Here is a 24,315-nt window from a genome sequence, read left to right on the forward strand (position 1 = left end):
TAGTTAAGCGATTGAAGCCAATCCTAACGTTTTCTCAATAATAAACATCAAGAAAACGGTTAATACCATGATCATTACTGAAATCGCCGACACAGTCGGGTCATACGTATATTCAATGTAGCTCAACAATGAAGTGGGCAACATCGTTACTCCTGGTCCAGATAAAAACATTGAAACTGGTACATTATTGAATGAGTTGACAAAAGCCAGCATAAACGCCGCAAATATTCCAGAAGAAACATTTGGTAAGACGACTTGCATAAAAGCGCGGGTTTTGGTACAACCCAACGTCCAGGCAACTTCTTCAATCGAAAAATCTAATTGCTCCATGCTTGAACCTACGACGCGAATGATATACGGTAGGCTGATCAAAAAATGACCAATCAATAAAGCTTGGATCACCGGCAAGTTAAACTTGATCACAATGTATTGGAACAAGGAATAGCCGACAACGATACCCGGAATCATCGTTGGTGACAAAAAGAAATTTTTAAAAAGCTGTTTACTCTTCATGTGGTAACGAGAAAGTGCGTAAGAAGTCGGCACGCCTACTAATAAAGCTAACAGAGTAGCCCCTACGCCAATACTTAAACTCAATTTAAAGCTATTCATAAATGTTTCAGAACTTAGTGCTTTCTTGTACCATTCTAATGAGAATCCATCAATCGGAAATTGTATCGTCGATGATTGTCCAAAAGACGTTACAACAATAATCACTAATGGTAAAAACAAAAACGCAAAAACTAATACTGCGATGATCGTCATCCCTTTTTGCTTACGCATGATTCATTTCCCTCCGATCTAAACGTGCAGCAATCATATTCAATCCTTTATTCACGATCAGAGTCGTGATGATCATGATCAATGCAATGACACTTGCTGAAGTCCAATCACCTAAAGTCGATGCTTTCTGGTATAAGAAAGTCGCCATCATCATATTTTGGTTCCCACCTAAAAGTTGTGGTGTCGTATAAGCCGTCAATGTGCCTGTAAATACTAAAATACTGCCAACGATCACTCCAGGTATACAAAGCGGCATGACAATTTTATAGAACGTTTTAAACGGACTCGCACCTAACGTTTCGGCAGCTTCCAGTGTTTCTTTCTCAATATTTTCCATCACGCCAACAAGTGTCATGACCATGGTAGGTAAGAATAAATAGACAGACCCGATAATAATTGCAAACTCCGTATATAGTAAGGCGATGGGTTGTTCGATCAGTCCTATGCGAATCAAGAAATTATTGATTACTCCTGTCCTTCCTAAAATGTTGATCCAAGCAAAACTACGGATGACTGAATTGGTCAATAATGGAAACATCGTCATTGCCATCAATAAACTTTTCCACTTTTTACCCACACCTGCAATAAAATAAGCAGTTGGAATACCTAAAACGGCAGAAATCAACGTCACAATGACAGAAACGCGAATTGTTCGAAGAAAAATCTTCAAATTGAAATCATCTGTCAAAAAACTGGTGTAAGCACTTAGACTAGCACCTGTTTCAGTAAAAATAGTTGGCCCTATAATATTGACCAATGGCAAAATCATAAAAAATAGTAATAAGATCGTTCCTGGCGCAATGATCAAATACGGAACATTCTTCCTCATTGTTCTCCCCCTCATTCGTGTTCTGTCTCATTATAAGAAAAAATACGAACATTTTCAAGAAAACTTTGTAATATATTCAGAAAAAAACATGAGTTATATGAAAAACATCGTAAAAAACCTGCGTTTATCCGTTTTATACAAAAAATACTCGTATTCATTTTATTTTTTTTAGTTATCTATGTTTATCCGCCAAACGATTATTAGTAATTAATGCGAGTTAATTATCAAAAGTGTCGAGGAATACATCTCATACGAAACAGAAAATCGGTTTTCTGGAAACCCAAAAAGAGCAATTACCGAACATTCACCCAAAAACGTTCGTTAATTACTCTTTTTATTCGACTCAACTATTCCATAAAAACTGACTAACTTCTCGATCCACTTCTTCATTTTCATGAAGCATACTATGTGAAGCACCTTCACCTTCTTCGACCTTTTCCATTACAGGGTTACCATGTTGTTTCAATAAGGCGTAAACTGCCAATGCACTATTCAGCGGAACAGTTCCATCACTTAGCTCTACTTCACTCAACTGCCCTGCAACTAATAAAAATTGTGTGTCGGTAGGGAGATTCCCTATCATTGTTTGATAATCTTGATACCTTGAAGACACCACTGTTGGCCCATTTTCGAGTAAATCAGCTAAATTCTGACCGCTATCATCAACAAAGTCATTGAACGGTGCGCCTAGTGCTACAAACTTTTCAACTTGCGGTAAAGTTGTTTCTTGGCCATACGTGACTAGATAACGGAGGCCGCTGACTCCACCCATCGAATGTCCGACAATATTCACTTTGTTGATTTGATCAGTTGTCTGCAAATAAACCAGACATGCACGAATCCATTCTGCTTGATTCCACTCATTATTTTCATTGTCTTCGAAAAGCACTTGGATCATTGGATTGGTTGCTTCTTTTGATAACTCCCCTTGCGCTTGAACGTTCCCATTAGTATCTACAGTCAATGTCAATTCTTGTTGCCCTTTGCTTTCTCCTTCTAACCGATCGATCATTCCTTTGAATGAATTCACTGTTCCTTTATATCCGTGAACAAATAAGGTAGGCACACTCCCCTTTTCTACGGATTCTACTTGGCTTGTCCTCGTTGTTTCAGTAGAGGCAGTTTCTTTTTGGCTCTTGTTTTCTTGCGTTTGACAACCAGAGAGGATTAGCAGTACCAGCAACACCATGCCACTTAGCACCCGATTAAAATTCACTTCATTTTGTTTTATCACTTTTTTCACTCCTTTCATTCAAGACAAAAAAGAGCTGAGATGACTAGGCATCCCAACTCCTCCATTATTCTGATCACTGTTTAGTCGATTTTATCTACTTGATCAAAATCAAGCTCTGTACTTGTTTCACGACCGAACATGTCAATGTTTACTTTTAGTTTTTCTTTTTCTTCATCGACTTCTGTCACTTGACCTTCTAATCCAGCAAAAGCTCCTTCGATGATCTTAACAACTTCGCCAACTTCTACTTTCAGTTCGTTTTGACGTAAACTCATACCGATTGAACGTAAGATATGATTTACTTCTTCCGGTAATAAAGGTGCAGGCTTACTTCCTGCTCCGTGAGAACCAACAAAACCTGTAACGCCCGGTGTGTTACGGACAACATACCATGAAGCATCTGACATGATCATTTCTACTAAGACATATCCAGGGAATGTTTTATGAACGATTTCTTTTTCTTTCCCATTTTTCACTTCAGTTTCTGTTTCTTCAGGAACAACGACACGGAAAATAAAATCAGCCATTTTCATACTTTGCGCACGTGACTCGATATTTGCTTTTACTTTGTTTTCGTATCCAGAGTATGTATGCAATACATACCAATTTTTTTCAAAAGATTCCATTGAAGGCTCCTCATTTCATTTGTAAAATAAAAAAACCTCAGTTCCCCGAAGCTTTTCCTCTCTTTGATTATAGCACCGTTTGCTGGTTTTTACTAGTGACTTATTTTTAGTTCTCTAGTAATTAAAAAAGCGTTATTTATTCTTATTTTGGTGCAGAAATTATATTATCTACTGTTTTTTTGAAAAAAAATAATTCCTTAAAAAGCTTATTTTATAAAGATGAATCAATAAATTTTTTTATTTTTTGTTATTCAGCGAAAAGGCATAGGAAAATACATACCCATGTCAATATTATTTATTCCTACAATGTACAATTATAGTCATAAGGCATCTTATTGAGCTTTAAAGAACTTTACGAGAGGAGGTATCCCCATGGAAACAATTAGACAACTCATTGCAACGGTTTTTGATTGGTTAGATTCTCTCGCCTTGATTCTCTCCTGTCTCACTGTTTTCTTTTTAAGTTTAAAAGTCTCATCTTTAGAAAAAGAAGTAAAAATACTAAAGGATACTTTTGAAAACCATTCAAAATAAGAGTCATGTTGTATGAATCAATACATATCTACATTTTCAGATAGTCCGATCAGTTCAAACTCTCCCTAAATAAGCAAACAAGAAATCTCTTTTAGCCTCATATATTAAAAATATGTTCAATCTCGTATTGTGTTTCAAATCTATGTAAATCAGCTAAAAACTCATTCTTCAACTTGCTCGCTCCAATCAATTCTAATCCCATAATAAAATCCTTTATTTTATTACTGACAGCCTCTCCTTCGATGTGCGCAAGTACAAGTTGATAAAACCGATGATATATTTCAGTTTCTCGCTGAAAAATAATTCTACGTCGAGTCTCACATAGTTTTTCCAAATAATACTTAGCTAATTTTAGCTCTTCTCTTTCAATCATCAGTAAAAACACATTATTATAAATACCTGATAATATGGAATGGAAGCTCTCCAACTCTCCTTTTTTCATCACATTCTTTTCTACTTCTTTCAATCGCTGTTTGATGTAACTTGTTTCAAATAAATAGATGAGAGTAGCAAAAGTCGTCATTTCAAATCTTCCCCACTCATCGATTTTCTCTAAATAATCAGATAATCTTTTCAGATAGTTAGTATCTTTTTTATTTAATTTTTTTACACCACCGATTCCCTCATACCACTTATAAGTTTTGACAGCAAGATAATTTCTTATGACGACTAAATCATCTGAGTATTCTACTTCTTGGGCTAGTTTTTTTAATTGATAATTGATTGCACCACTATTTTTTTCTAGATTCCGGAATATTTTCTTCAAACTCAAATTTTTTTGAGATACTTTATCTCCATCAAGATAAAACATGAATTCATCGATCGTCATATTCAAGCGTTCTAATAATTCTAAAAAGACTAATAATGGTAAATGATTTTTCCCATTCTCATATTTAGCTAACGTTTCCCGCGAAACAATTCCATCGGCTAGCTTTTTTTGAGAGATGCCTCTGTCAACACGCATTTTTTTAATAATTCATGAACTTCCATGTGTTCCTCCTTACTTATCAACTAGCAAAGCAAAAGAATGATCAATGATTCACAAAAAACTTGTTGAAATTTCACGGTTACTATCAAAAAAAATAGAGCTTCCAATTGATTGATAATCATGGATAGCTCGCCTTTTATTTAGATAAACTTATTGAATTATTGCAAGATCCATGCAAACAGACTTTGGATCGCTGTATCCATCACGAAAAACATTAGTCCGAAGATGATCGACGTTTCGATAACGACTAGTGTATCTTTACGTAATTGTTTTTTACTTGACCAAGTCACTTGTTTCATTTCATCTTTTACACTTTTAAGAAATTTCATCGTAAGCCTCCTCCTTGTTATTTTGTCTCTTTATGTAATGTGTATTGATTACAATATTTACAAAATTTGTTGATTTCCAAACGCTCGCCGCTTTTTCCTTCACTAATCGACTTAGTATAGTTTCGAGAACCACAAACGGAACATGCTAATGCCGCTTTTTTCTTTGCCATCCGTTTCCCCTCCTCACTGAAAACCAAATTTATACCATACTACATTATCATGTAAATTATTTTATGTCAATTAGTGATCATACGCTCTACTGTTTTTATTTTAGTTATGATATGATTACTTAAAGGATTTTAAAAATGAACAATCTGGAGGTATGACTATGCTATTAAAAACTCTTGTTTACAAGAAAAAAGATTTGACTACCGTCTCTGAGACAAGCAACTTGGAAGAAGCACTAGAAATTTTAGAAACATCCGGTTACCGTTGTGTACCGATTCTTGATACTTCCGGAAATATTTTCCGTGGGAATATTTATAAAATGCACATCTATCGTCACAAAGCAAATGGCGGCGATATGACTTTACCAGTCACTCATCTATTGAAAAACGCAACAAAATTCATTTATTTAGATACTTCTTTCTTTAAAGTATTCTTTACGATCAAAGAGCTTCCATACATTGCTGTACTTGATAGCCAAAACCATTTCTATGGGATTTTGACACACAGTACCTTACTTGGTATGTTGTCTCAGTCTTGGAGCGTAGAACAAGGAAGCTACGTCTTGACGATTGCTTCGACAGGTAAACAAGGTGACTTAGCGGCGATTTCAAAAATCATCGCAAAATATAGTAGCATTGCTAGTTGTATCACTTTGGATATCGAAAAAGATGAATACATCCGTCGTACCTTGATCACTCTACCAGCTCATACAGAAAAAAGTGTCTGTGATTCGATCGTCAATCACTTAGAAAAGAAAAATTACAAAGTGATCGAAATTGAAAATTTACAAGATACTGATAAATAAAAACCTGTTTAGTGGTTGATATTTACTAACTATTTTTCGAAAAATCATATTTCAAAAAAGCCAGAAATCCCAAAATCATTTACGACTTTTGGAATTCCTGGCTTTTTTACTCGATTAAAAACAATCATACACGATCGTTGAATTTCACTGCTTGGTCTAGATAATACATCAATGGCGCAGAAACAGCCATCACGATAAATTCACTTAACGCAAGTGTACCATACGTTGTCCAAAACGCTTGACCGCCAGTTGGTACTAACATATAAGCAATCATAAACATACTGATTGTAAAGAACGCTGTATTTAATGCTAAGCGCACTTTGACATTTTTCACTTTATTTTGGATAAGTGCCGTTAGTCCTAATGCAAGTAGTGTTTGACCACCACCGAAAATCACATCCATGACACCAAAACCATAAATGGCATTATAAACAATCACGCCACCTAAGACACCCCATAATAATTTTCGATTGAATACAACTAAATGATTCAAACTTTCTGAAATACGAAATTGGATTGGCCCCGAAGACACAGGTGCTACCAAAATCGTTAACGCTAGATATAAGGCCATGATCAACCCATTAATAACGACTACCATCAGTCGTTGCCTACTCTTTGTTCTCTCCATATTCTATTCCTCATTTCTCCTAGTTTTGTTAATGCGGGATGGTTGATGAACCGCAAGGCGTATTATAACATAACAATTCTAGATTACAACCTTCCCTCCACCCCACCATTTCAGCATTTTTACCTTACCCTGAAAAGATTGTTATAAAAAATAAAAGAAATAAAAACAAGCAAGACACCTCGAGTAGTTAGCGCAAGACCTTATTGAACAGCCTCATTGAGAGATTGAGGCTTGATAGATAAAGGAATCGCACTCTTCTTATCAAAAAAATGAGTGTCGCTGTTGACTAATACTCTCCAGACAATTCTTTGTTTCTATCTTTTACCTACGTTTTTTCGTTTGTTCTTTATTGTATTTTCTAACTTAACTTCTTTTTCATTTCCCCAAACCTCTGCTATAATAACCAAGATTGTAATTCTTTTGACAATAATGACGAGATGCTTTGTTGAACCTTCAGTGGTTGACTCTATTATTCAACCACTGCTTACTCAGGGTGAGACGATTTAGTAAAGCATCGTTGATCTATTTACATGACTAAAACCACAAGTATTCACAGCTGTTGATTAAATCTGACACTGCTTGCTCTCCTTTTGACTATGTCGCCTTGCTATCGTATGTTAATGAGAACTCATGAAGGAGCCCGACAAGACTTGTTTTCTCAACTCAGGTACACGATACTTTGGTGCATTCCAGGAGGAAAAAATGAATTTTCATTATCACCTATTAATCAACCAAGCTGCTGGTAGCGGAAACGGAAAGAAAACAGCGGATAAGATTTTACCAATTTTGGATCAAAAGAAACTTTCCTATACGGTTCACTATAGTGAATATAAAGGGCACGATGCCCTTATAGCGGAACATTTAGCCGAAAATACCCTCATTGAATGGGAAGAGGATATCGATGCTGATACTATCGGATGGTACCCACTTCTCATCGTCATTGGAGGAGATGGTACGCTTCATCAAGTCCTGAATACGTTTCATCATTTATGTGTATCTTTTCCTGTCGGCTTCATACCAGCCGGCTCAGGCAATGACTTTGCTCGTGGAATTGGGTTAAGTAGAGATCCAGAAAAAGCTTTAGAAACGATTTTAGCAACCAAAGAACCACAAAAAATAAATGTGTTGCATTATGAAGAAAAAGTAAACGATCGCGAAGGGCTGGCACTCAATAATTTTGGGATTGGTTTAGATGCAGCAATCGTTCATACTACGAATCATTCCAATGCAAAAAAACGATTGAATAAGTATAATTTAGGCTCGCTTTCTTATATTTTTTCTTTACTATATGTTCTTTTCTCACAAAAAGGCTTTCCGATTCTTGTAGATATTGGTGGGAAACGTGTGAATTTTAAAAAAGCCTTTCTATGTACGGCAACTAATCATCCTTATTTTGGTGGAGGAGTATCGATTGTTCCTACTGCAGATGTGACCAAGCCAACTATCGACTTCGTGGTTGTTGAACGAGTAAATCTATTTAAAATCGCTTGGTTGCTTCTTTTATTATTACAGAAGAAACAAATGCACTCGAAGTATTTCCATCACTATACAACAAGCAAACTTCGAATTGTTTCTACTATTCCCCAATATGGTCAAGAAGATGGGGAAGATTTAGAAAAACAATCGTTTGATTTACAACTAACAAATAAAACACAGTTATTGTGGTGTGAAAAAATAGTAATGAGGGAGGAACAGTCAGCCTCTTGATCTGTGGAAGTTCTTCAGATGGAGCATCTACCTTTCCAATGAAAAGACACCCGAAACGTTAGCGTTTCGGGTGTCTTTTCTGGGCTGATACTTCACACTTCCAACTGATGTTGCCTGTTTATGGTCGGATGTTCTCCATACCGATCATTGGATCAATCCATTGCTGTTCCACAGCTTCGGTTGTGAGAATGTAATTATCAGGTAATTTTGGCGTTTCAGCTTCTTTCACTTCATTTTTTTCTTCTTCGATGGCAAAAAGCGAAACTTCCTGCGCTTGGTCAGTTGCCTCTTTACGGTCCTCTATTTGTTTTGTTGGCTCAGACACTTGTTCAATGGCTGCCGAATACGTTCCTTCTTCAAATGGATCATCACCTGTCAAGGAATCTTCATAAGCGGCTAATTTCGTACGCAGATTAAGAGTCATTTCGTTATCTTCGATCCGCTTCTTCAGTGTCGTCAATCGAACAGCGGATTCGTTTTTTGCACATGTCAAATATGCTTGCTCTTCCCCTAACAAAATCAATAATTCCTTACTACGAGTAACCGCTGTATACAACAGATTCCTTTGGAGCATTCGTTGGTATTGATGAACCATCGGCAAAATCACCATCTTAAACTCGCTACCTTGGGATTTATGGATCGAGCAACAATAAGACAGGGTGATCTTATTCCATTCATTTCGTTTGTAACTCACTTCATTGGCATCAAATTGGATGACGAGTTCGTCCACCTTATCTTCCGAATCTTTTGCTAAAACAATTCCCGTGATTACCCCCATGTCACCATTGAACACATTTAATTCTGGCGTATTGACCAAATGGAGTACTTTATCCCCGATTCGATAAACTGTATCATTCCAGTGAACTTCTTTCCGATTCCCACCGCCTGGATTGAAAATATTTTGCATCATTTTATTCAAGGCATCGATACCAGCTGCACCGCGATACATCGGTGCCAACACCTGAATATCTTGTGCAGTAAATCCTTTGTTTTTCGCCTTTTCCACGATTTTAGAAATCAATGGTTCGATTTGATACGCATCACTTGCAAAGAAAGAGCGATCCTTTTGATTTTTCCTAAAATCTGCTGGCAATCTTCCTTCTTTGATCTCATGAGCCAAAGGAATGATACTTGAGCCATCGCCTTGACGATAGATCTGATTCAATTCGATTTTAGGGATTTGATCGATTTCTAATAGATCATGCAAGACTTGCCCAGGACCTACTGATGGTAGCTGATCCTTGTCCCCTACTAAGATCACTTGCATATTCGTAGGGATCGCCTTGAACAGTGTATTGGCCAACCATGTATCAACCATCGACATTTCATCGACGATCAATAAGCCACCGTCTAATTCCTTCGTGCTGATTGAAGGGGTTTTTTCACGACCATTCAAACCTAAAAGCCGGTGGATCGTACTAGCTGGCAAGCCAGTCGTTTCATTCATCCGTTTAGCAGCCCGTCCTGTGGGTGCAGCTAAGAGGATCGGAAAAATCTCTTGTGTATATTTCGTCGGATCAAGATCTAAGCCGTTTAACTCTGCAAACAGATGAACGATGCCATTGATCACTGTAGTTTTTCCAGTTCCTGGACCACCAGTCAAGATAAATAGTGGTGAGCGAATCGCTTCAGAAATCGCTTCTTCTTGTGAATCCCCATACTGGATACCAAACATTTTCTCAATTCGTCGAATATTCTTTTTAATTTCTTTTGGTTCGTACTTGATTTCCTTTTTTCGACTCAACAAGCGTTGGATCGAATTGCCAATCCCCCATTCAGAAAAATACAAACTATTTTCATATAGATTCGTTTCTTCTTGTTGGATCTTTCCCTCTTCCACTAACTGAATAATGACAGTCGCTACTTGATCCGGTTCGATTTCGATTGGACGACTTGATTCCAAGATTTTGATCGTCTGCTGCAATAAAGATTCAGCAGGCACATAGGTATCACCGGTTTGGATCGCCTGTTGGAAAATCTGGTGCAAGATCGCTGCTCTGATGCGTCGTGGCGAGTCAGCAGCAATGCCGATTTGTTCAGCTAAGTTATCTGCACGTTTAAAGCCGATTCCTTCAATCTCTTCGACTAATTGGTAAGGATTTTCTTGAATGATATCCAACGCTTCATTTTTGTAAGCTTGATAGATACTAAAGGATAATTGACTCCCAAATCCGTAACGGTTCAACCCCATGATCACTTGATCCATTCCATGATTCAAACGGATCGTTTCAGCAATCATTTCTCTTTTTGGCTTCGTTAAACCTGAAATCTGTTGCAATTGCGCAGGATCTTCGATGATTTTTTCAATCGCATCTTCACCAAGCAGTTCCACGATTTTCTCTGCGGTTTTTTTTCCGATACCGGGAAACTTGTCACTTGATAGGTAGTTGACGATCCCGTTGGCTGTCGTCGGCTTTTCCTGTTCGTAACGCTCTACCTTCAACTGTCTGCCATATTTAGGATGATCAACTAGCTCACCATAAAAACGATACACTTCGTTCTCTTGGATATCGCCAAAACTACCAGTTGCGACAATTTCTTTTTCCCGATAATCAACACTTGTTTCACTGACTTGGATGAGCAATACTTTATAAAAATTACTAGGATTTTGAAAAAAGATAGCGGCAACTGTGCCGACAAAATAAGGCATTTCTTCTGGCTCCATCGAGGCCGCCTCCTTTATTTATAGTAAAGGCTCTGGCTGTCCATTACCTAAAAAATCCACCTGATTCCATACTTTAAGGTCATATGGTAACAGATTGTTTGGTTCTCCTGTTTCTAAAATCGTCAAGCTACTATTGAATAAACCGCCCATTTCTCGTAACTGACCTAATTCTTTACCAGTCATCCACTGGATCGCAGCAGTTAAAGAGGCACCATGCCCTACAAATAGAATAGGCCCTTGATGTTGACAGACTGCATCCGCAACAACGGCTTCGATCCGCGTGATTGCTTCGGTGATCGGCTCTCCTTCAAAAGGTGTTGGATCATATTTATCTAAATGATTTCGTAAATTAGGTAAGTTCTCTGGAAATTTTTTGTACATCTCTTCGATCGACTGTCCTTCCAGTTTTCCTAAACCTAATTCTCTTAATTTATCTGTATAAATGATTTCTGTCGGATGGTCCAATTCTTGATTGATCCCTTTTGCTGTATCTCTTGCACGTTTTGCCGTACTGCAATAAATAGCTTCAAAAGGAACAGACTTGACCATTTGGCCGAATGTCTTGATCTCCTCATAGCTTTGAGGTAACAACGGTGAGTCTCCTTGGCTTCCTTGAAAGCGTCTTTCAAGATTCCATTCCGTTTTACCATGTCTTGTAAAGTATAGTTCCATAGATGTTAGACTCCTCACTCCGTACTTGTATATATACTATCATATAGGATTTTCCTGTTGGACCGTGTAGAAAAGCTTGTTTCTAAAAAATAGAGGCTTTCGCCAATTGAATATCGCTAAAAATCGACTGTAAAAAAACTGTGCTATCGTTTATGTAGTCTTGTTTTCGATCAGCGATGTTCACGAAATATACTTCATCCACACCCTCGATCAAGGAAATGCAAAAGGAAGCTCCTACTCTATCAAAACGAAGGTTGAGCAGCAAGAGAAACTATTTTCTCAACTTCGTCTTCTTAATAGGAGCGAAACCTCTCTTTACAACCTTTAGTCTAGCTTATCATTTTCGTAATGATGTGTTAACTCTAAATTTGGGAAACCTTGTTGACGCAATGCCTCATACACGATCATTGCCGCTGTATTCGATAGATTCAATGAACGGACGTGTGTATCATTCATAGGGATACGTAAGCATTTTTCTTCATGCTCGCGCATAAAGGGTTCCGGTAATCCAGTTGTTTCTTTCCCAAACAAAAAGAAATGCTCTTCGCCATCTGCAAAGTTTTCATCACTGTATACTTTATTCGCAAATTTGGAGATCAAATGTAACTTTCTATCGCCTAAGTAAGCCATAAATGCTGGTAGATCTGCATGATACGTGATATCCACATCATGCCAATAATCAAGCCCCGCTCGTTTCAGCTGTTTATCATCTGTTGAAAATCCTAGTGGTTCGATCAAGTGTAACGGTGTGTTGGTCGCTGCACATGTTCGTGCAATGTTTCCTGTGTTTGCAGGAATCAAAGGTTCAAATAAAACGATGTGGTTCATACTATTCATCCTCTCATGTATATGTGAAATCCATTTTAGACTAAATCTTGATTTTTGCATAAAAAAAAACGTATCAACTCGGTGTCAGTCACTGCGAGTCGTTACGTTAGTGAAGCTCTTTTCACTATCTTTTATCAGAACAGGAACCTGATAAAAACCAATGAAAAAACAACTTGTTGCTACTATATCACCATTAAACGCTTTTTGCAACCTTAACTCTATAATATTCTTATTGGAATCGTTTTCTCTTATTTCCTTTTAACAATTCTACGTCAATTGTAATTTTTCTAAGGGGTTCTTCCATCAGAGACTCTTTTATTTCTTTTGCTACTTGCCATTCCAGTGGCGACATTGCCAAGAGATCACGGCGATTTTCTTCAGGAATCGTAAATTCATACGTCACACGTTGACGTTCCACTGACGCCATTGATTCCATGAATTTGTCAACAACACGTTCGTTAGAATAATGGTGTTTTTCTGGCTGATCTGGATAAAAAGCTTGGCGTAATTCTTTTAAATAGCCTGATTGTGGAACGACTTTTAATACCATGCCGTCATCTGCAAGTACTCGCTGAAACTCTTGATAGTGAGAAGGCGAGAAAATATTCAATATCGTCGAAAATTGTTGATCCGCAAAAGGCAAATTCGTTAAATCCGCGACACACCAAAATGCTTGCATCGGCTGTTCAGTGGCTGCATAGACACCTTCTTTCGCGATATCAAAGCCAATTGCTTGTTTTAATGGTTGTAATTGATCGATGGCCGCCAAAAAGCTCCCTTCTCCACAACCGACATCTAGAACAGTCGCATCACTTGGTAGATGCTTAGCTAACTGTTCGATCAATGGTTGATACATACCTGATTGGATCATTCGTCTTCTTGGAGCAAACATACCTTGATCATATTCGGTTTTGATTGCGTGAGATAAAAAATACAACGTTCCCTTTTTAGATAAATCAAAACGATGATTCTTTTGGCAAATAAGCCCATTCGTGGTCGATAAAAAGGATGCTTGACATAACGGGCAGCGGAACATTTGGGCATTCTCTGATAAAAATAGTCGACTCTGGTCTATTTTCTTTAACATAGTGATTATTCATTCCTTTAAAATACGTAGTGAGATAGTCATATAAAGATAAAAAACTTTCTTTAAAAACATTCGTTATCCGATGTTGCCTATCATGCTATCCCCTTCATCTTACCGTTTGAAGAGCGCTTTAGCAACTGTAAAAACTATGGTATAATTTCAACAAAAGTAGACATAATAAAGGAGCAAGAATATGATCAAAGAATTTTGTGCGGAGAATTATACATCGATCCCGTTAGCCATCGCAAATGGAGCCAATCGGATCGAATTATGTGACAACCTAGCAGTAGGTGGCACTACACCAAGTACTGGTGTCATTGAAGAAGTATTGAGCTACGCTAATGAAAAAAGTGTACCTGTCATGACGATCATCCGACCACGTGGTGGCGATTTTGTTTATAATGATATCGAATTGAAAATCATGCACACTGACTTGATTGAAGCCAAAAAACTAGGAACTGATGGTGTAGTGATCGGTTGCTTGACTCCTTCTGGTTGGTTAGATGAAGAAGCACTGGAAGTCTTGATCGACTCCGCAGAAGGCCTACAGATCACCTTCCACATGGCGTTTGATGCGATTCCTCAAGAACGTCAATACGAAGCCATCGATTGGTTGGTTGAACATGGCGTTCATCGTATCTTGACACATGGCGGTGTTGCCGGTACAAACATCGAAGATAATTTTGCACACTTAAAACAGTTGATCGCTCATGCAGACGGTCGAATCATCATTTTACCTGGTGGTGGTATCACTTCAGAAAATGCACAAGTAGTTGCTGATGCTTTAGGAGTCCACGAAGTCCACGGCACCAAAATCGTTCCTTTATCTGAATAAACAAAAATAAGAGGTCGGGACAGAAGTGTTCAGCCTCGAGAAATAAGGCGCCATCCACGAAAATTGTTCTTCAAATTTTTGTGGATGGCGCCTTATTTCCGAAGAGGTTACTTCTGTTCCCGCCGTTTATTCGGTTTTAGGTGGTACAGAGGACTAATGTCCCAGACACTATTTTAGCTCTATTATCTTACATAAAATACCCCATAAACAACGAAGCGATATTGAAATAGATCAATACACTGGTCAAGTCACTCAAGGTCGTAATAAATGGCCCGCTGGCAACGGCAGGGTCAAAGCCTAAACGATCCATCAACATCGGGATCAAACTTCCCGCAAGATTTGCCACTGTGATCGCAAATAGCATCGCAATACCAATAACAAAGCCTAGAATAAAGTTCTGCTTCCAAAATCCTACGATCAAGAAGATCGTTAGGCCAGTCACAGCGCCGGTCACTAAACCCGTCAATACTTCCGCCACGATCAACCGAACAAAGCCCTGATCTTTTTCATCTGAAATCGCTAGGCGACGTACAGCGACCGCTAACGATTGTGTACCGGCGTTTCCAGCCGTCCCTGTGATCAAAGAAATAAAGACAGCTAAAATACTTGCTTCACTGACCAATTCTTCATAATGACTGATCAAAGAGGCAGTTGACATACCTAAAAATAATAAAGTGATCAACCAAGGTAAGCGGCGAGAAGCTGATTTTACTGGATTCTCATTGATTTCTTCGACGTTGACCCCCGCCAATCCAGAATAGTCACTCGCGGCTTCATCATCGATAACGTCAATGATATCATCGACAGTCACGATCCCTAATAAATGATCATCATAATCCGTGACAGGCAACGCAAGAAAGTCGTAGTCACGGAAAGTTTGTGCCACATCTTCTTGGTCATCGCCTACGTGAACAGATAATACCCGTTCACTCATCAAATCAGAGATCATCGCATCATCATCATTGACGATCAAATCACGCAACGAGATAACCCCAACAAGTTGATTGTCCTGATTGACTACATAAATGTAATAGATCGTTTCTGCCACATCTGCTTCATTTTTCAAGACATACATCGCCGAACGAACGGTTTGGTTCGCAACGATCGAAATAAATTCGGTCGTCATGATCGCCCCAGCCGTTTCATCTTCATAATGCAAGAGGTCTTTGATCTCGCTCGCATCTTCTGCTGCCATCAAGCTAAGATATTTCGCCACTTGTTTCTTATCTAATGTATTCAACAAATCGACCGCGTTATCGGTATACATCTCTGAGAGCATTTCCGCAGCATAACTAGGACGCATTTCTGCTAAATATTCCTTCATATATTCGTTATCTTCTTCAATGACATCGAACATATCCGCCAATTCCTTTGGCGAAAGATAGGTATAAATCTGTTGACGATCTGCTTCCTTAAGGGATTGATAGAATTGCCCCTGTTCGTAGATATGCATCTCCAAGAAGTTATTTCTAAAATCTTGAATATTGTTTTCTCTTAGATCTTGAGCTAACTGGGCAAATCTTTCCTCTAATTCTTGATTTTCGTCCAAACCAATCTCACCTCACCTTAATCTTCAAATCGTTTCACTATTGTTGCCATATCTTTTGCTAAAGGCTGTTTGAATGCTAATAATTTTTCTGTAAACGGATGATAGAACTGTAAGTCATAACAATGCAACGCCTGTCTAGCTATGTCTTGATCCATCCTTCCCCCATACATGTCATCGCCTAAAAGAGGACACCCGATCGCAGAAAAATGCACTCTGATCTGATGCGTGCGCCCCGTATGCAATTGGATATCAACGAGTGCAATCTCTGCTGATCTGTTTTCTAACCAGTATTCCGTTTGCGCACTTTTCCCCGTAGAAGAAACTTTACGTTTTAATAATGATGTCATATCACGAGCAATTGGTAAATCGATCTGCCCATGCGCTTTCAACGTAGCCACATCGCCACTGACCAAGGCTTGATATTTTTTGACGAACTTCTTTTCGCGAAGCTGTACGTCCAATTTTGCATGCGCAAAACCATGCTTTGCAAAAAGCATCAATCCTGAAGTATCTCGATCTAGTCTAGTCACTACGTGGATCACCTGATTTTCATAGCCTTGTTGTTTATAATAAGCTTTCACTCGATTCGCCATCGTACCGGTAGGATGGTATTGTGCCGGTATCGAGGATACTCCAGCTGGTTTATTGACGACTAAGAGGTGTTCATCTTCATAAACGATCTCAATCGGTGTTTCGTCTAAAAGAACCGTTTCATGCTCGCCTTCTGCTGGAATCACAATGGTTACCTTATCATTTTGAGCCAAAGAAAACAAGACGTTCTCAACCTGATCATTGACCATGATCGTGCCGCCTTGAAACTTGATTTTCGCTAGTAGCCCTTTGGAGATCCCTTTTTCTTTTAAAAAATATTTTACTTGTTGCGCTTGCTCTTTTTCATAGATCCATGTAAACTCCATTGCTAAACCTCACCAATAAAGGCATCTTTCACACGGTGCCAAAAATGCATATGTCGATAAGAAGCAAAGTGGATTCTTTCTTCTGCAATCCGATAATAAATGGCTCGTATATTATTTTTTGAAACGTCCAATTGATCAATCGTCACCAAATAATCTGCGGTATTCTCTAAACGAATTTCCACCCATTCATCTTGAGCAATGACCATCGGCGCACCTAGCGTACGAAAAACGCGGTTATTCAATGAAGCAATCTCTGCTAATTGAAATGCATTGATACTTGGATGGATCACAGCCCCACCAACACTCTTATTATAAGCAGTCGATCCGGTAGGCGTAGATAATGCCAAACCATCACCACGGAAGCTTTCAAATAGTTCGTTTTTGATATACACATCTGCTACCATCGTTCGGTTAGAACGCTTGATTGTCGACTCGTTCAAAGCAAAAAAATGTTGATCAGGCTTATCATCTAAATAGCTGATTCGAACGTCCAGCAACGGGTAGCTGACACTTTGCTCACGATTAGTTTTCAGGCTATCGACTAGTTCTTCTAATTCATAGTCCCGCCAGTCCGTATAAAAGCCTAGATGCCCTGTATGGACGCCTAAAAAACGCACATCGTTCAAAGCATGGCTAAATTGATGGAACGCTGCTAATAGCGTCCCATCCCCACCAACTGAAATCACTAACTCTGGCTGTTGATCGTCGATTTTGATATTTGCTTGAGCCAAAAGATTTTTCAATCGTTCGGTGACTGCTAATGTTTTGGGCTCCTTGTTATGAACGATCGCTACCTTCATCTTTTGCCTCCTCATGTTTATTCTCTTGATTGATCAATGAGCGATAATAGGCATCTTCAGATTTGCCTCTGCCATGTGAGAATAACCGTTGTGCTTCTTGGATTTCTTCACGAATATTCGACATTTCTTCGTCGAGTTGATACGCGGCTTCCGCTGCACGTTGTAATCGTTCACTCATTTCTTCCGGAAATACACCTTGATATTTATAATTCAACGAATGTTCGATCGTTGCCCAAAAGTTCATCGCTAACGTTCGAATTTGAATTTCTGCTAAAATTTTCTTTTCACCACTGATCAATTGGACTGGATATTCGATCACTAAATGATACGAGCGATACCCACTCGCTTTTTTATTGGTGATATAATCTCGCTCTTGTAATACTTTCATGTCTTTTCGGTTACGGATGATCTCAACCACCTGATGGATATCTTCTACAAATTGACACATGATTCTTAGCCCAGCAATGTCTGACATTTCTTCCTCTAAACGCGCCATTGGGATATGACGCAATTGAGACTTGGTAACGATGCTTTCTACCGGTTTGACCCGCCCCGTCACAAACTCGATTGGGACATGGCGATTTTGTTCTCTAAATTGTTTACGTATTCCTCTTAGTTTTACTTTTAATTCTGATACTGTTTGTTCGTAAGGTGCTAAAAACTCTTCCCAGTCTCGTTCCATAATCTATACCTCTACTTTGTTAACATTCATAGATATTCTAACATATAAACATAGTTTTTTTGCACCTTCTGTCTTTGAAGTTGACCAAAAACAAAAAATTAGGCAAAATAAAAGAAAAGGGGCGAAGCCAATGACTGAAATGTTAGAGATCGAATTTAAAACATTGCTAGCTAAGGAAGATTACACGCGTTTGCTTTCGCACTATCAACTTACAACGGAATCCTTCCATATCCAAACCAATATTTATTATGACACGCCTGATTTCCAATTAAAACAGCGTGGTTGTGGCTTACGTATCCGCTTATTAGATACCTATGCGGAGTACACGTTAAAAACGCCAGCTGCAGAAGGAAAATTGGAAACAACAGACACCTATACGCTCCAAGAAGCCACTAAAATGATCGAGGATCAGACACTGCCACGAACGGGCGCTGTTTTAGAAAAACTTCATGAGCTATCGATCGACTCCAATCAATTGTTCGAAATCGGAGAACTGACGACTAAGCGTGTTGAATTTCCTATTGATGAAGGCTTGTTAGCCATTGACGAAAGTTGGGGGGAACAACTTCACGACTATGAATTAGAATTAGAAGTCACTGATGCTGCCAGTGGAAAAGTAGCATTTGAGCGCTTCCTTCAACGTCAAGGAATTCCTTATCATCCTTCAAAAAATAAAATCCAACGAATGTTTGAGGCCAAAAATTAGAACTCTATCATTTTCATAAGGCTCATGAGTTCATTTTTTCGGGATTTTCTGGTAAGTTATACGTTGTGAATATTATTCATGATTTGCATAGAATCTAATTTGGGGGAGATTCGTATGATCGAAATCTATTTTTTTGTTAATCCATTGGGGAAAAACTGCTTTCATTTAGAGCAACAGCTCGTTCAATTTATTGATGAGGAATATGGAAAGAAGCCGAAAGACAAAGTACAATTTCGTTTTCTACCACTAGTTAACTTGCAGACAATCGGGGATGTCATGCAGACTAACGGGATTTCTCAAACTAATCTTGAAGAGCGCAACAAACTATTTTCCATTACTTATTCAGCCGCATTAGATTGCAAAGCTGCGCATTTTCAAGGAAAGAAAAAAGGAAGACAATTTCTTAGCCGTTTACAAGAAGCAGTCAGTTGTAAAAAAATTCCATATTCTCAACAGCTTTCTGAATCGATTTTTTCAGAAATTGGAGATCTAAACATGTTCAAAGAAGATCGCCAATCTGAATTTGTCAAAGAAGCATTTTTCTCAGACCAAAAAATGGCCCGTGAAATGGGAATAAAGAAACATCCATCTGCTGTTGTTTATAATTATAATCGTGAACAAAATTTTGGAGTATTAGTTGAAGGCATGAACAGTGTTCGCCAAATCATGGCGATCTGTCAAGGAAAAGAAGACAGCTATCAGCTGTTTGAAAGCCATCCATTGCAAGCAACGAATCCACAACTTCATTCCGGAAATAGCCATTTATCTTTGCTTTCAAATTAAATAATAGATGTGTGTATCACACAAAATAAAAAGACACAAAACAAGGTAAACTGTTTTATGTCTTTTTTACTATTTTTTCAAATCAAATATATTGTATATGGTTAAACATTTCCTACAATATGAATACGGAACCTTTGACTTGACGTACCACGACCCTCTCCTTCGGTAGCAACTAATTTCTGACCTTGTGAAGGAGCCCCATTTTCAATATCCAGTACTTTACCTGTTTCAGTATTTTGTAATACAAAAAGTCCATCACCTAAAAGTTCATCTACACCTACTTTATACAATCGCCAATTTGAATTTAGACCTGTCGTTGCAATTCTTGGATTTCCTTTGCTATCAAAAGATTTTTCGGATACAGATAAGGATGGCTGATTTGATAAACCCGTTGAACTGATGAGGATCAGTTGAGAGAGTGTACGTCTCAGTAGCAAAATTATAAAACATATTCCATTTTTGATTCCATGAGTTAGCACTATTATATATAATCACTTGGTCTAAATTGCTTTGATCCCAATCCAATACCATTCCTCTATTCATTTCACTTTGAATCTTTACAACTTTGTTGTTAAAGTAGTTAGCAACATTAGATCCTGGTATATTTTCTTCTATGCCTGCCGAGACTGTTTGATTTCCTCCTACTACTCCTAATGTCGTTACTACAAACGCTCCTACCATTAACTTTGTGAACACTTTCATTTTTTATTCCCCTTTTTTGTTTTTGTCTTTTTTCGTTTTTCTTCGATTTAAATGAAATACAGCTAGCGAAGGATCAAAGGTTACCTACTACTCTAAGAATAAATCGTTGACTAGCAGTTCCAGTACCCTATCCTTCACGTGCGACTAGGCCTTTCGTGTCGTACGGGCTACCATTTTCCAGATCCAATACTTTACCTGATTCAGCATTTTTTAAAACATAAACACCAGCACCCACAGCATCGCCTACTCTGTACAGTTTCCAATTTACTTTTAATCCAGTCGTAGCAATCTTTGGATTTCCTTGACTATCAAAAACTTTGTCAGATACAGCCAATTCTGCTGATCTGATATAGCCGTTGATCTGGTGAGGATCAGTTGAGATAGTATATGTATCAGCACTAGAATCATAAAACATATTACATTTTTGATTCCATGAGCCAGTATTATTGTACATGATTACTTGGTCAAGATTAGATTGATCCCAATCCAACGCCCTTCCCAAATCCATTGCACTTTCAATTCTCACCACTTGATTTTTAAAGGTGTCCGCAACATTAGAACCTGGTATGTTTTGATCCAAATCTGCCGAAACTGTTTGACTTCCTCCGACTACTCCTAACGTCGTTGCTACAAATGCTCCTAAAAATAATTTTGTGAACACTTTCATTTTTTTGTTCCCCTTTTTGTTTTTTTGTTTGATACAAATCGATTTGTTGAACACAGTATGCCATGTTTTTATTTAGTAAATTTATTTTGAGTGGTAATACAACACTATTTATTTTTTATTTAATAAGTGCGTTAATTATAATAAAAAGCACTTATTTTATAGGCTTTCTTGCTTTTTCACGCACAATGAAAAGTAAATTTACTATGAATTTTTTCATGTTTTTTATTTTTATTATTAAACATAAAAATATATTGTTTTTCAACTGTATAAAAAAGAGAATCATCGGTTACTTGAAACACCTACAATTCTCTAATTATTTCTGTTAAATTATAAATGATACACACTGCCGGACTAATTTCCTTAAACAGCAGACTGATCCTTCTTTCTTTTTTTATTGACAACAACTAGTAAAACCAAGCAGATAAGAAGACTAATGATTCTCAGTGCAGGAGTAAATAATAGGAAGATCATCAAATTAGCAAACCCTTGAACAATGGTAGAATCCGATTGATACAATTTGATCCAAAGGCTCTGCAAACACGCTCACATGGCGATAGACATATGCAGTAAATAAATACATAGCCACACCTACTCCTACTATAAGGATATTTTTTATTGATTTCGACAATTTCTGTTCCTCCATCTAGTGTTTATTGATCGGATTTCTCTTTTTGTTTCCATAATCGATCAATAAAAATTTCTTTGCTCTAACTAGAAATCCATTTTATCTTTAAATAACAAATCATAAAAAATATGTACATGTTTCTTTCTAATTAGAAAAGCTGTAGACATTCATATATCATCTCCTAATTCGTTAATCAACATTCTTCATCTCCTCACATTTATAACATAAGACAACATATTTATCCTATAAAAATCCATTGTACTACTAATAGATCACCCACTCAAAAAAGGAGTAAAAAAGGGTTACCCTCTCATTACTCCTTTTCGCTATCAAATAATCGTAGTCAATACGCTGACTTATTCCATCATCTGCTTTTTGATCCCCGCAACATCCAACCCAAATTCTTGTTGCAAGAAATCTGGTGTGCCAACTTGACCAAAACGTTCATTGACACCGATTCGTTTCAGAGGAACGCCAATCCCTTCTTCTGCAAGAACTTCAGCGACTGAACTACCTAAACCGCCAGTAATCGAGTGATTCTCAATGGTTACGATTTTTTTCTTACCAATTGCTTCACTGAGGATCAACTCTCGATCAATCGGTTTGATGGTAAACATATCGATCACTTCACAGCTGATTCCTTCTTCCATCAATTGTTCGGCTACTTGCAATGTTTCAGAAACGAGTTGCCCTGTTGCAATCAGCAGATAATCCGTCCCTTTACGCAAAACATTTCCTTTGCCTAATACAAATGTTGAACCTTTCTCATAAACAGGCGTGACGCCTTTACGATTTCCTCGTACATAATGGATTCCTGACATTTGATGAAATTCTTTGATGATCCATGCCATTTGTACGTCATCTGCCGCATCACATACTACGGAATGAGGGATGGCTTTCATTAAGGCCACGTCCTCCCAAGTCGTATGAGTTCCCCCATTGTGCCCTGCAGCAAATCCCGGATCTGAACCATAAATATTGATGGTATTCCCGCCGTAGCCACCTGAAATAAACAGTTGATCAAATACCCGGCGTGTCGCAAATGGACCAAAAGTATGGATAAATGGTGTGTACCCCGTCAAACTTAATCCTGCTGCGACGCCAACCATATTGGCTTCGGCAATTCCCATATTGATAAAGCGGTCAGGGTGTTCCTTTCCAATCGCTGTCCAACCACTTGCAGATCCTAGATCAGCATCTAACGCAATGACTTTCTCGTCTTTTTCCATCAATTCATTGATGGTTTCCACGACACAAGTTCGTAATTCTTTTTCGATCGCTGTCGATTTAGTTAAATGGAACATCCCTTATCGCATCCTCTCGATTTTTTCTTCTAATGTTCGGATTGCTTGATCTGCTGCTTGATTGACTTGTTCCGTATTGAATTTTACGGAATGATTCGCGCCTAAAGTTTCAAAATATGGAACCCCTTGTCCCTTCACGCTATCAAGTACAAGACAAACTGCTTGATCAGTCACTTCTTTACATTTGTTGATTGCAGCATCAATCGCTTGTATATCGGAACCTTTTACTTTTAAGGTATAGAAACCGAATGCTTCCATTTTTTTCTGTAAATCGAACGGGTCAAGGATGTCCTTTGTTTCTCCATCTAATTGCTTTTTATTATCATCGATGATCACGATACAATGATTTAATTTAAAATGAGCGATATATTGGAATGCTTCCCAACACTGGCCTTCATTCAACTCTCCATCTCCCACGATCAAGTACACATAGTTGTCTTTGTTAGCCTGCTTAAAACCTGTAGCGATCCCCGCAGCTATTGAAGTCCCTTGACCTAAAGAACCCGTAGTTGCATCAACACCAGGTGTTTTTTGGCGATCCGGATGAGAAGGCAGTCTTGTTCCACCTTCATTGATCGTCAGTAACCATTCTTTGTCAAAATAACCAACATTTGCTAAAGCACTGTATAACCCAGCTCCTGCGTGTCCTTTAGATAAGACCAACCGATCGCGTTCTTCCCATTGTGGATTTTTAGGATCGACCTTCATCTGCTTACCGTATAAGACGGCTAACAACTCAACGATCGAAAATGAACCACCTAAATGCCCTTGCCCCATATGTTTGATACTGATTAATGTATCTAATCGTATTTTAGTTGCTAATAATTCCAGTTCTTTTAGCTGCTCTTCCTTGATGGTCAAA

General features: G+C 38.1%; 26 protein-coding genes and 1 pseudogene. 6 read left to right on the forward strand and 21 right to left on the reverse strand.

Features of this window, described 5'->3' with window-relative positions:
• Positions 1 to 3: 3 nt before the first annotated feature.
• From IGJ95_RS12560 to nusG, 4 genes are all read right to left on the reverse strand, one after another.
• On the reverse strand, positions 4 to 783 hold the full coding sequence (locus tag IGJ95_RS12560; protein ID WP_010734275.1) for an ABC transporter permease: 780 nt from the start codon (positions 781 to 783) through the stop codon (positions 4 to 6).
• Positions 776 to 1,612 (reverse strand): ABC transporter permease, encoded by an 837-nt coding sequence (locus tag IGJ95_RS12565; RefSeq protein WP_153830528.1) that lies wholly within the window; start codon positions 1,610 to 1,612, stop codon positions 776 to 778. The genes IGJ95_RS12560 and IGJ95_RS12565 overlap by 8 nt, the downstream gene beginning before the upstream one ends.
• A gap of 343 nt (positions 1,613 to 1,955) precedes the next feature.
• On the reverse strand, positions 1,956 to 2,801 hold the full coding sequence (locus tag IGJ95_RS12570; protein WP_153830555.1) for an alpha/beta fold hydrolase: 846 nt from the start codon (positions 2,799 to 2,801) through the stop codon (positions 1,956 to 1,958).
• A gap of 125 nt (positions 2,802 to 2,926) precedes the next feature.
• On the reverse strand, positions 2,927 to 3,472 hold the full coding sequence (gene nusG, locus IGJ95_RS12575; protein ID WP_010734272.1) for a transcription termination/antitermination protein NusG: 546 nt from the start codon (positions 3,470 to 3,472) through the stop codon (positions 2,927 to 2,929).
• 372 nt (positions 3,473 to 3,844) lie between these two features.
• Between nusG and IGJ95_RS12580 the strand changes: the two genes are divergently transcribed.
• Positions 3,845 to 4,006: a hypothetical protein gene (locus IGJ95_RS12580; RefSeq protein ID WP_010734271.1), complete on the forward strand. Its 162-nt coding sequence runs from the start codon at positions 3,845 to 3,847 to the stop codon at positions 4,004 to 4,006.
• Positions 4,007 to 4,103: 97 nt separating this feature from the next.
• Here the strand turns inward: IGJ95_RS12580 and IGJ95_RS12585 are convergent, their stop codons facing one another.
• The 3 genes from IGJ95_RS12585 to rpmG form a co-directional block, all read right to left on the reverse strand.
• Entirely contained in the window at positions 4,104 to 4,970 is an 867-nt protein-coding gene (locus IGJ95_RS12585; protein WP_228760941.1) for a helix-turn-helix domain-containing protein, read from the reverse strand.
• A gap of 182 nt (positions 4,971 to 5,152) precedes the next feature.
• The gene (secE, locus tag IGJ95_RS12590; protein WP_010734269.1) at positions 5,153 to 5,323 is read right to left on the reverse strand and encodes a preprotein translocase subunit SecE; all 171 of its coding nucleotides are present in this window, start codon (positions 5,321 to 5,323) and stop codon (positions 5,153 to 5,155) included.
• 17 nt (positions 5,324 to 5,340) lie between these two features.
• Positions 5,341 to 5,493 (reverse strand): 50S ribosomal protein L33, encoded by a 153-nt coding sequence (gene rpmG / locus IGJ95_RS12595; protein ID WP_005878997.1) that lies wholly within the window; start codon positions 5,491 to 5,493, stop codon positions 5,341 to 5,343.
• Positions 5,494 to 5,651: 158 nt separating this feature from the next.
• Here rpmG and cbpA point away from each other — a divergent pair, with 158 nt between their 5' ends.
• Positions 5,652 to 6,296, forward strand: a complete 645-nt coding sequence (gene cbpA, locus IGJ95_RS12600) for a cyclic di-AMP binding protein CbpA (RefSeq protein ID WP_010734268.1) — start codon at positions 5,652 to 5,654, stop codon at positions 6,294 to 6,296.
• A gap of 124 nt (positions 6,297 to 6,420) precedes the next feature.
• On the opposite strand, the gene IGJ95_RS12605 is transcribed toward cbpA, so the two are convergent.
• Positions 6,421 to 6,924, reverse strand: coding sequence for a QueT transporter family protein (locus IGJ95_RS12605; protein WP_019722317.1), 504 nt, complete (start codon positions 6,922 to 6,924; stop codon positions 6,421 to 6,423).
• Between the two features lie 702 nt (positions 6,925 to 7,626).
• Here IGJ95_RS12605 and IGJ95_RS12610 point away from each other — a divergent pair.
• Positions 7,627 to 8,631, forward strand: coding sequence for a diacylglycerol/lipid kinase family protein (locus IGJ95_RS12610; RefSeq protein ID WP_153830529.1), 1,005 nt, complete (start codon positions 7,627 to 7,629; stop codon positions 8,629 to 8,631).
• A 342-nt stretch (positions 8,632 to 8,973) separates the two neighbouring features.
• Here the strand turns inward: IGJ95_RS12610 and recD2 are convergent.
• From recD2 to IGJ95_RS12630, 4 genes and pseudogenes are all read right to left on the reverse strand, one after another.
• Positions 8,974 to 11,296, reverse strand: a pseudogene (gene recD2 / locus IGJ95_RS12615) (SF1B family DNA helicase RecD2); the annotation flags it as partial.
• Positions 11,297 to 11,314: 18 nt separating this feature from the next.
• Entirely contained in the window at positions 11,315 to 11,968 is a 654-nt protein-coding gene (locus IGJ95_RS12620) for a histidine phosphatase family protein (RefSeq protein WP_010734264.1), read from the reverse strand.
• A 324-nt stretch (positions 11,969 to 12,292) separates the two neighbouring features.
• Positions 12,293 to 12,796, reverse strand: coding sequence for a tRNA (cytidine(34)-2'-O)-methyltransferase (locus IGJ95_RS12625; RefSeq protein ID WP_010734263.1), 504 nt, complete (start codon positions 12,794 to 12,796; stop codon positions 12,293 to 12,295).
• A gap of 229 nt (positions 12,797 to 13,025) precedes the next feature.
• Positions 13,026 to 13,883: a methyltransferase domain-containing protein gene (locus tag IGJ95_RS12630; protein WP_153830531.1), complete on the reverse strand. Its 858-nt coding sequence runs from the start codon at positions 13,881 to 13,883 to the stop codon at positions 13,026 to 13,028.
• A gap of 193 nt (positions 13,884 to 14,076) precedes the next feature.
• Here IGJ95_RS12630 and IGJ95_RS12635 point away from each other — a divergent pair, with 193 nt between their 5' ends.
• Complete coding sequence (locus IGJ95_RS12635) at positions 14,077 to 14,718, forward strand: copper homeostasis protein CutC (RefSeq protein ID WP_023520410.1); 642 nt, start codon at positions 14,077 to 14,079, stop codon at positions 14,716 to 14,718.
• 187 nt (positions 14,719 to 14,905) lie between these two features.
• Here the strand turns inward: IGJ95_RS12635 and mgtE are convergent, their stop codons facing one another.
• From mgtE to IGJ95_RS12655, 4 genes are read right to left on the reverse strand one after another with little or no spacing between them, the layout of a single operon-like run.
• Entirely contained in the window at positions 14,906 to 16,267 is a 1,362-nt protein-coding gene (gene mgtE, locus IGJ95_RS12640) for a magnesium transporter (RefSeq protein ID WP_010734260.1), read from the reverse strand.
• Between the two features lie 17 nt (positions 16,268 to 16,284).
• The gene (locus IGJ95_RS12645; RefSeq protein WP_010734259.1) at positions 16,285 to 17,184 is read right to left on the reverse strand and encodes an RluA family pseudouridine synthase; all 900 of its coding nucleotides are present in this window, start codon (positions 17,182 to 17,184) and stop codon (positions 16,285 to 16,287) included.
• 2 nt (positions 17,185 to 17,186) lie between these two features.
• Positions 17,187 to 17,984 carry an NAD kinase gene (locus IGJ95_RS12650; RefSeq protein ID WP_010734258.1) on the reverse strand — a complete coding sequence of 266 codons (798 nt, stop codon included), beginning with the start codon at positions 17,982 to 17,984 and terminating at the stop codon, positions 17,187 to 17,189.
• Entirely contained in the window at positions 17,962 to 18,666 is a 705-nt protein-coding gene (locus IGJ95_RS12655) for a GTP pyrophosphokinase (protein ID WP_019722324.1), read from the reverse strand. Before IGJ95_RS12655 ends, IGJ95_RS12650 begins: the two co-directional genes overlap by 23 nt.
• A 130-nt stretch (positions 18,667 to 18,796) precedes the next feature.
• Here IGJ95_RS12655 and IGJ95_RS12660 point away from each other — a divergent pair, with 130 nt between their 5' ends.
• Both IGJ95_RS12660 and IGJ95_RS12665 read left to right on the forward strand, forming a co-directional pair.
• Positions 18,797 to 19,372, forward strand: a complete 576-nt coding sequence (locus IGJ95_RS12660; RefSeq protein WP_010734256.1) for a CYTH domain-containing protein — start codon at positions 18,797 to 18,799, stop codon at positions 19,370 to 19,372.
• 114 nt (positions 19,373 to 19,486) lie between these two features.
• The gene (locus tag IGJ95_RS12665) at positions 19,487 to 20,155 is read left to right on the forward strand and encodes a DsbA family protein (protein WP_023520411.1); all 669 of its coding nucleotides are present in this window, start codon (positions 19,487 to 19,489) and stop codon (positions 20,153 to 20,155) included.
• 101 nt (positions 20,156 to 20,256) lie between these two features.
• Here the strand turns inward: IGJ95_RS12665 and IGJ95_RS12670 are convergent, their stop codons facing one another.
• The 5 genes from IGJ95_RS12670 to IGJ95_RS12690 all read right to left on the reverse strand — a co-directional run bounded on the left by IGJ95_RS12670 (position 20,257) and on the right by IGJ95_RS12690 (position 24,314).
• Positions 20,257 to 20,592 carry an RICIN domain-containing protein gene (locus tag IGJ95_RS12670; RefSeq protein WP_224434908.1) on the reverse strand — a complete coding sequence of 112 codons (336 nt, stop codon included), beginning with the start codon at positions 20,590 to 20,592 and terminating at the stop codon, positions 20,257 to 20,259.
• Complete coding sequence (locus IGJ95_RS12675) at positions 20,498 to 20,857, reverse strand: hypothetical protein (protein WP_224434923.1); 360 nt, start codon at positions 20,855 to 20,857, stop codon at positions 20,498 to 20,500. The genes IGJ95_RS12670 and IGJ95_RS12675 overlap by 95 nt, the downstream gene beginning before the upstream one ends.
• A gap of 127 nt (positions 20,858 to 20,984) precedes the next feature.
• A complete protein-coding gene (locus IGJ95_RS12680) occupies positions 20,985 to 21,524 on the reverse strand; it encodes a hypothetical protein (protein ID WP_153830532.1) in 540 nt (179 codons plus the stop codon).
• A gap of 981 nt (positions 21,525 to 22,505) precedes the next feature.
• Positions 22,506 to 23,453 carry a transketolase family protein gene (locus IGJ95_RS12685; RefSeq protein ID WP_023520416.1) on the reverse strand — a complete coding sequence of 316 codons (948 nt, stop codon included), beginning with the start codon at positions 23,451 to 23,453 and terminating at the stop codon, positions 22,506 to 22,508.
• Positions 23,454 to 23,456: 3 nt separating this feature from the next.
• Positions 23,457 to 24,314 carry a transketolase gene (locus IGJ95_RS12690; RefSeq protein WP_010734250.1) on the reverse strand — a complete coding sequence of 286 codons (858 nt, stop codon included), beginning with the start codon at positions 24,312 to 24,314 and terminating at the stop codon, positions 23,457 to 23,459.
• Between the last annotated feature and the right edge of the window lies 1 nt (position 24,315).

The organism is Enterococcus sp. AZ156, assembly GCF_051714165.1.
In the GTDB taxonomy this organism is placed as follows: Bacteria; Bacillota; Bacilli; order Lactobacillales; family Enterococcaceae; genus Enterococcus_B; species Enterococcus_B pernyi.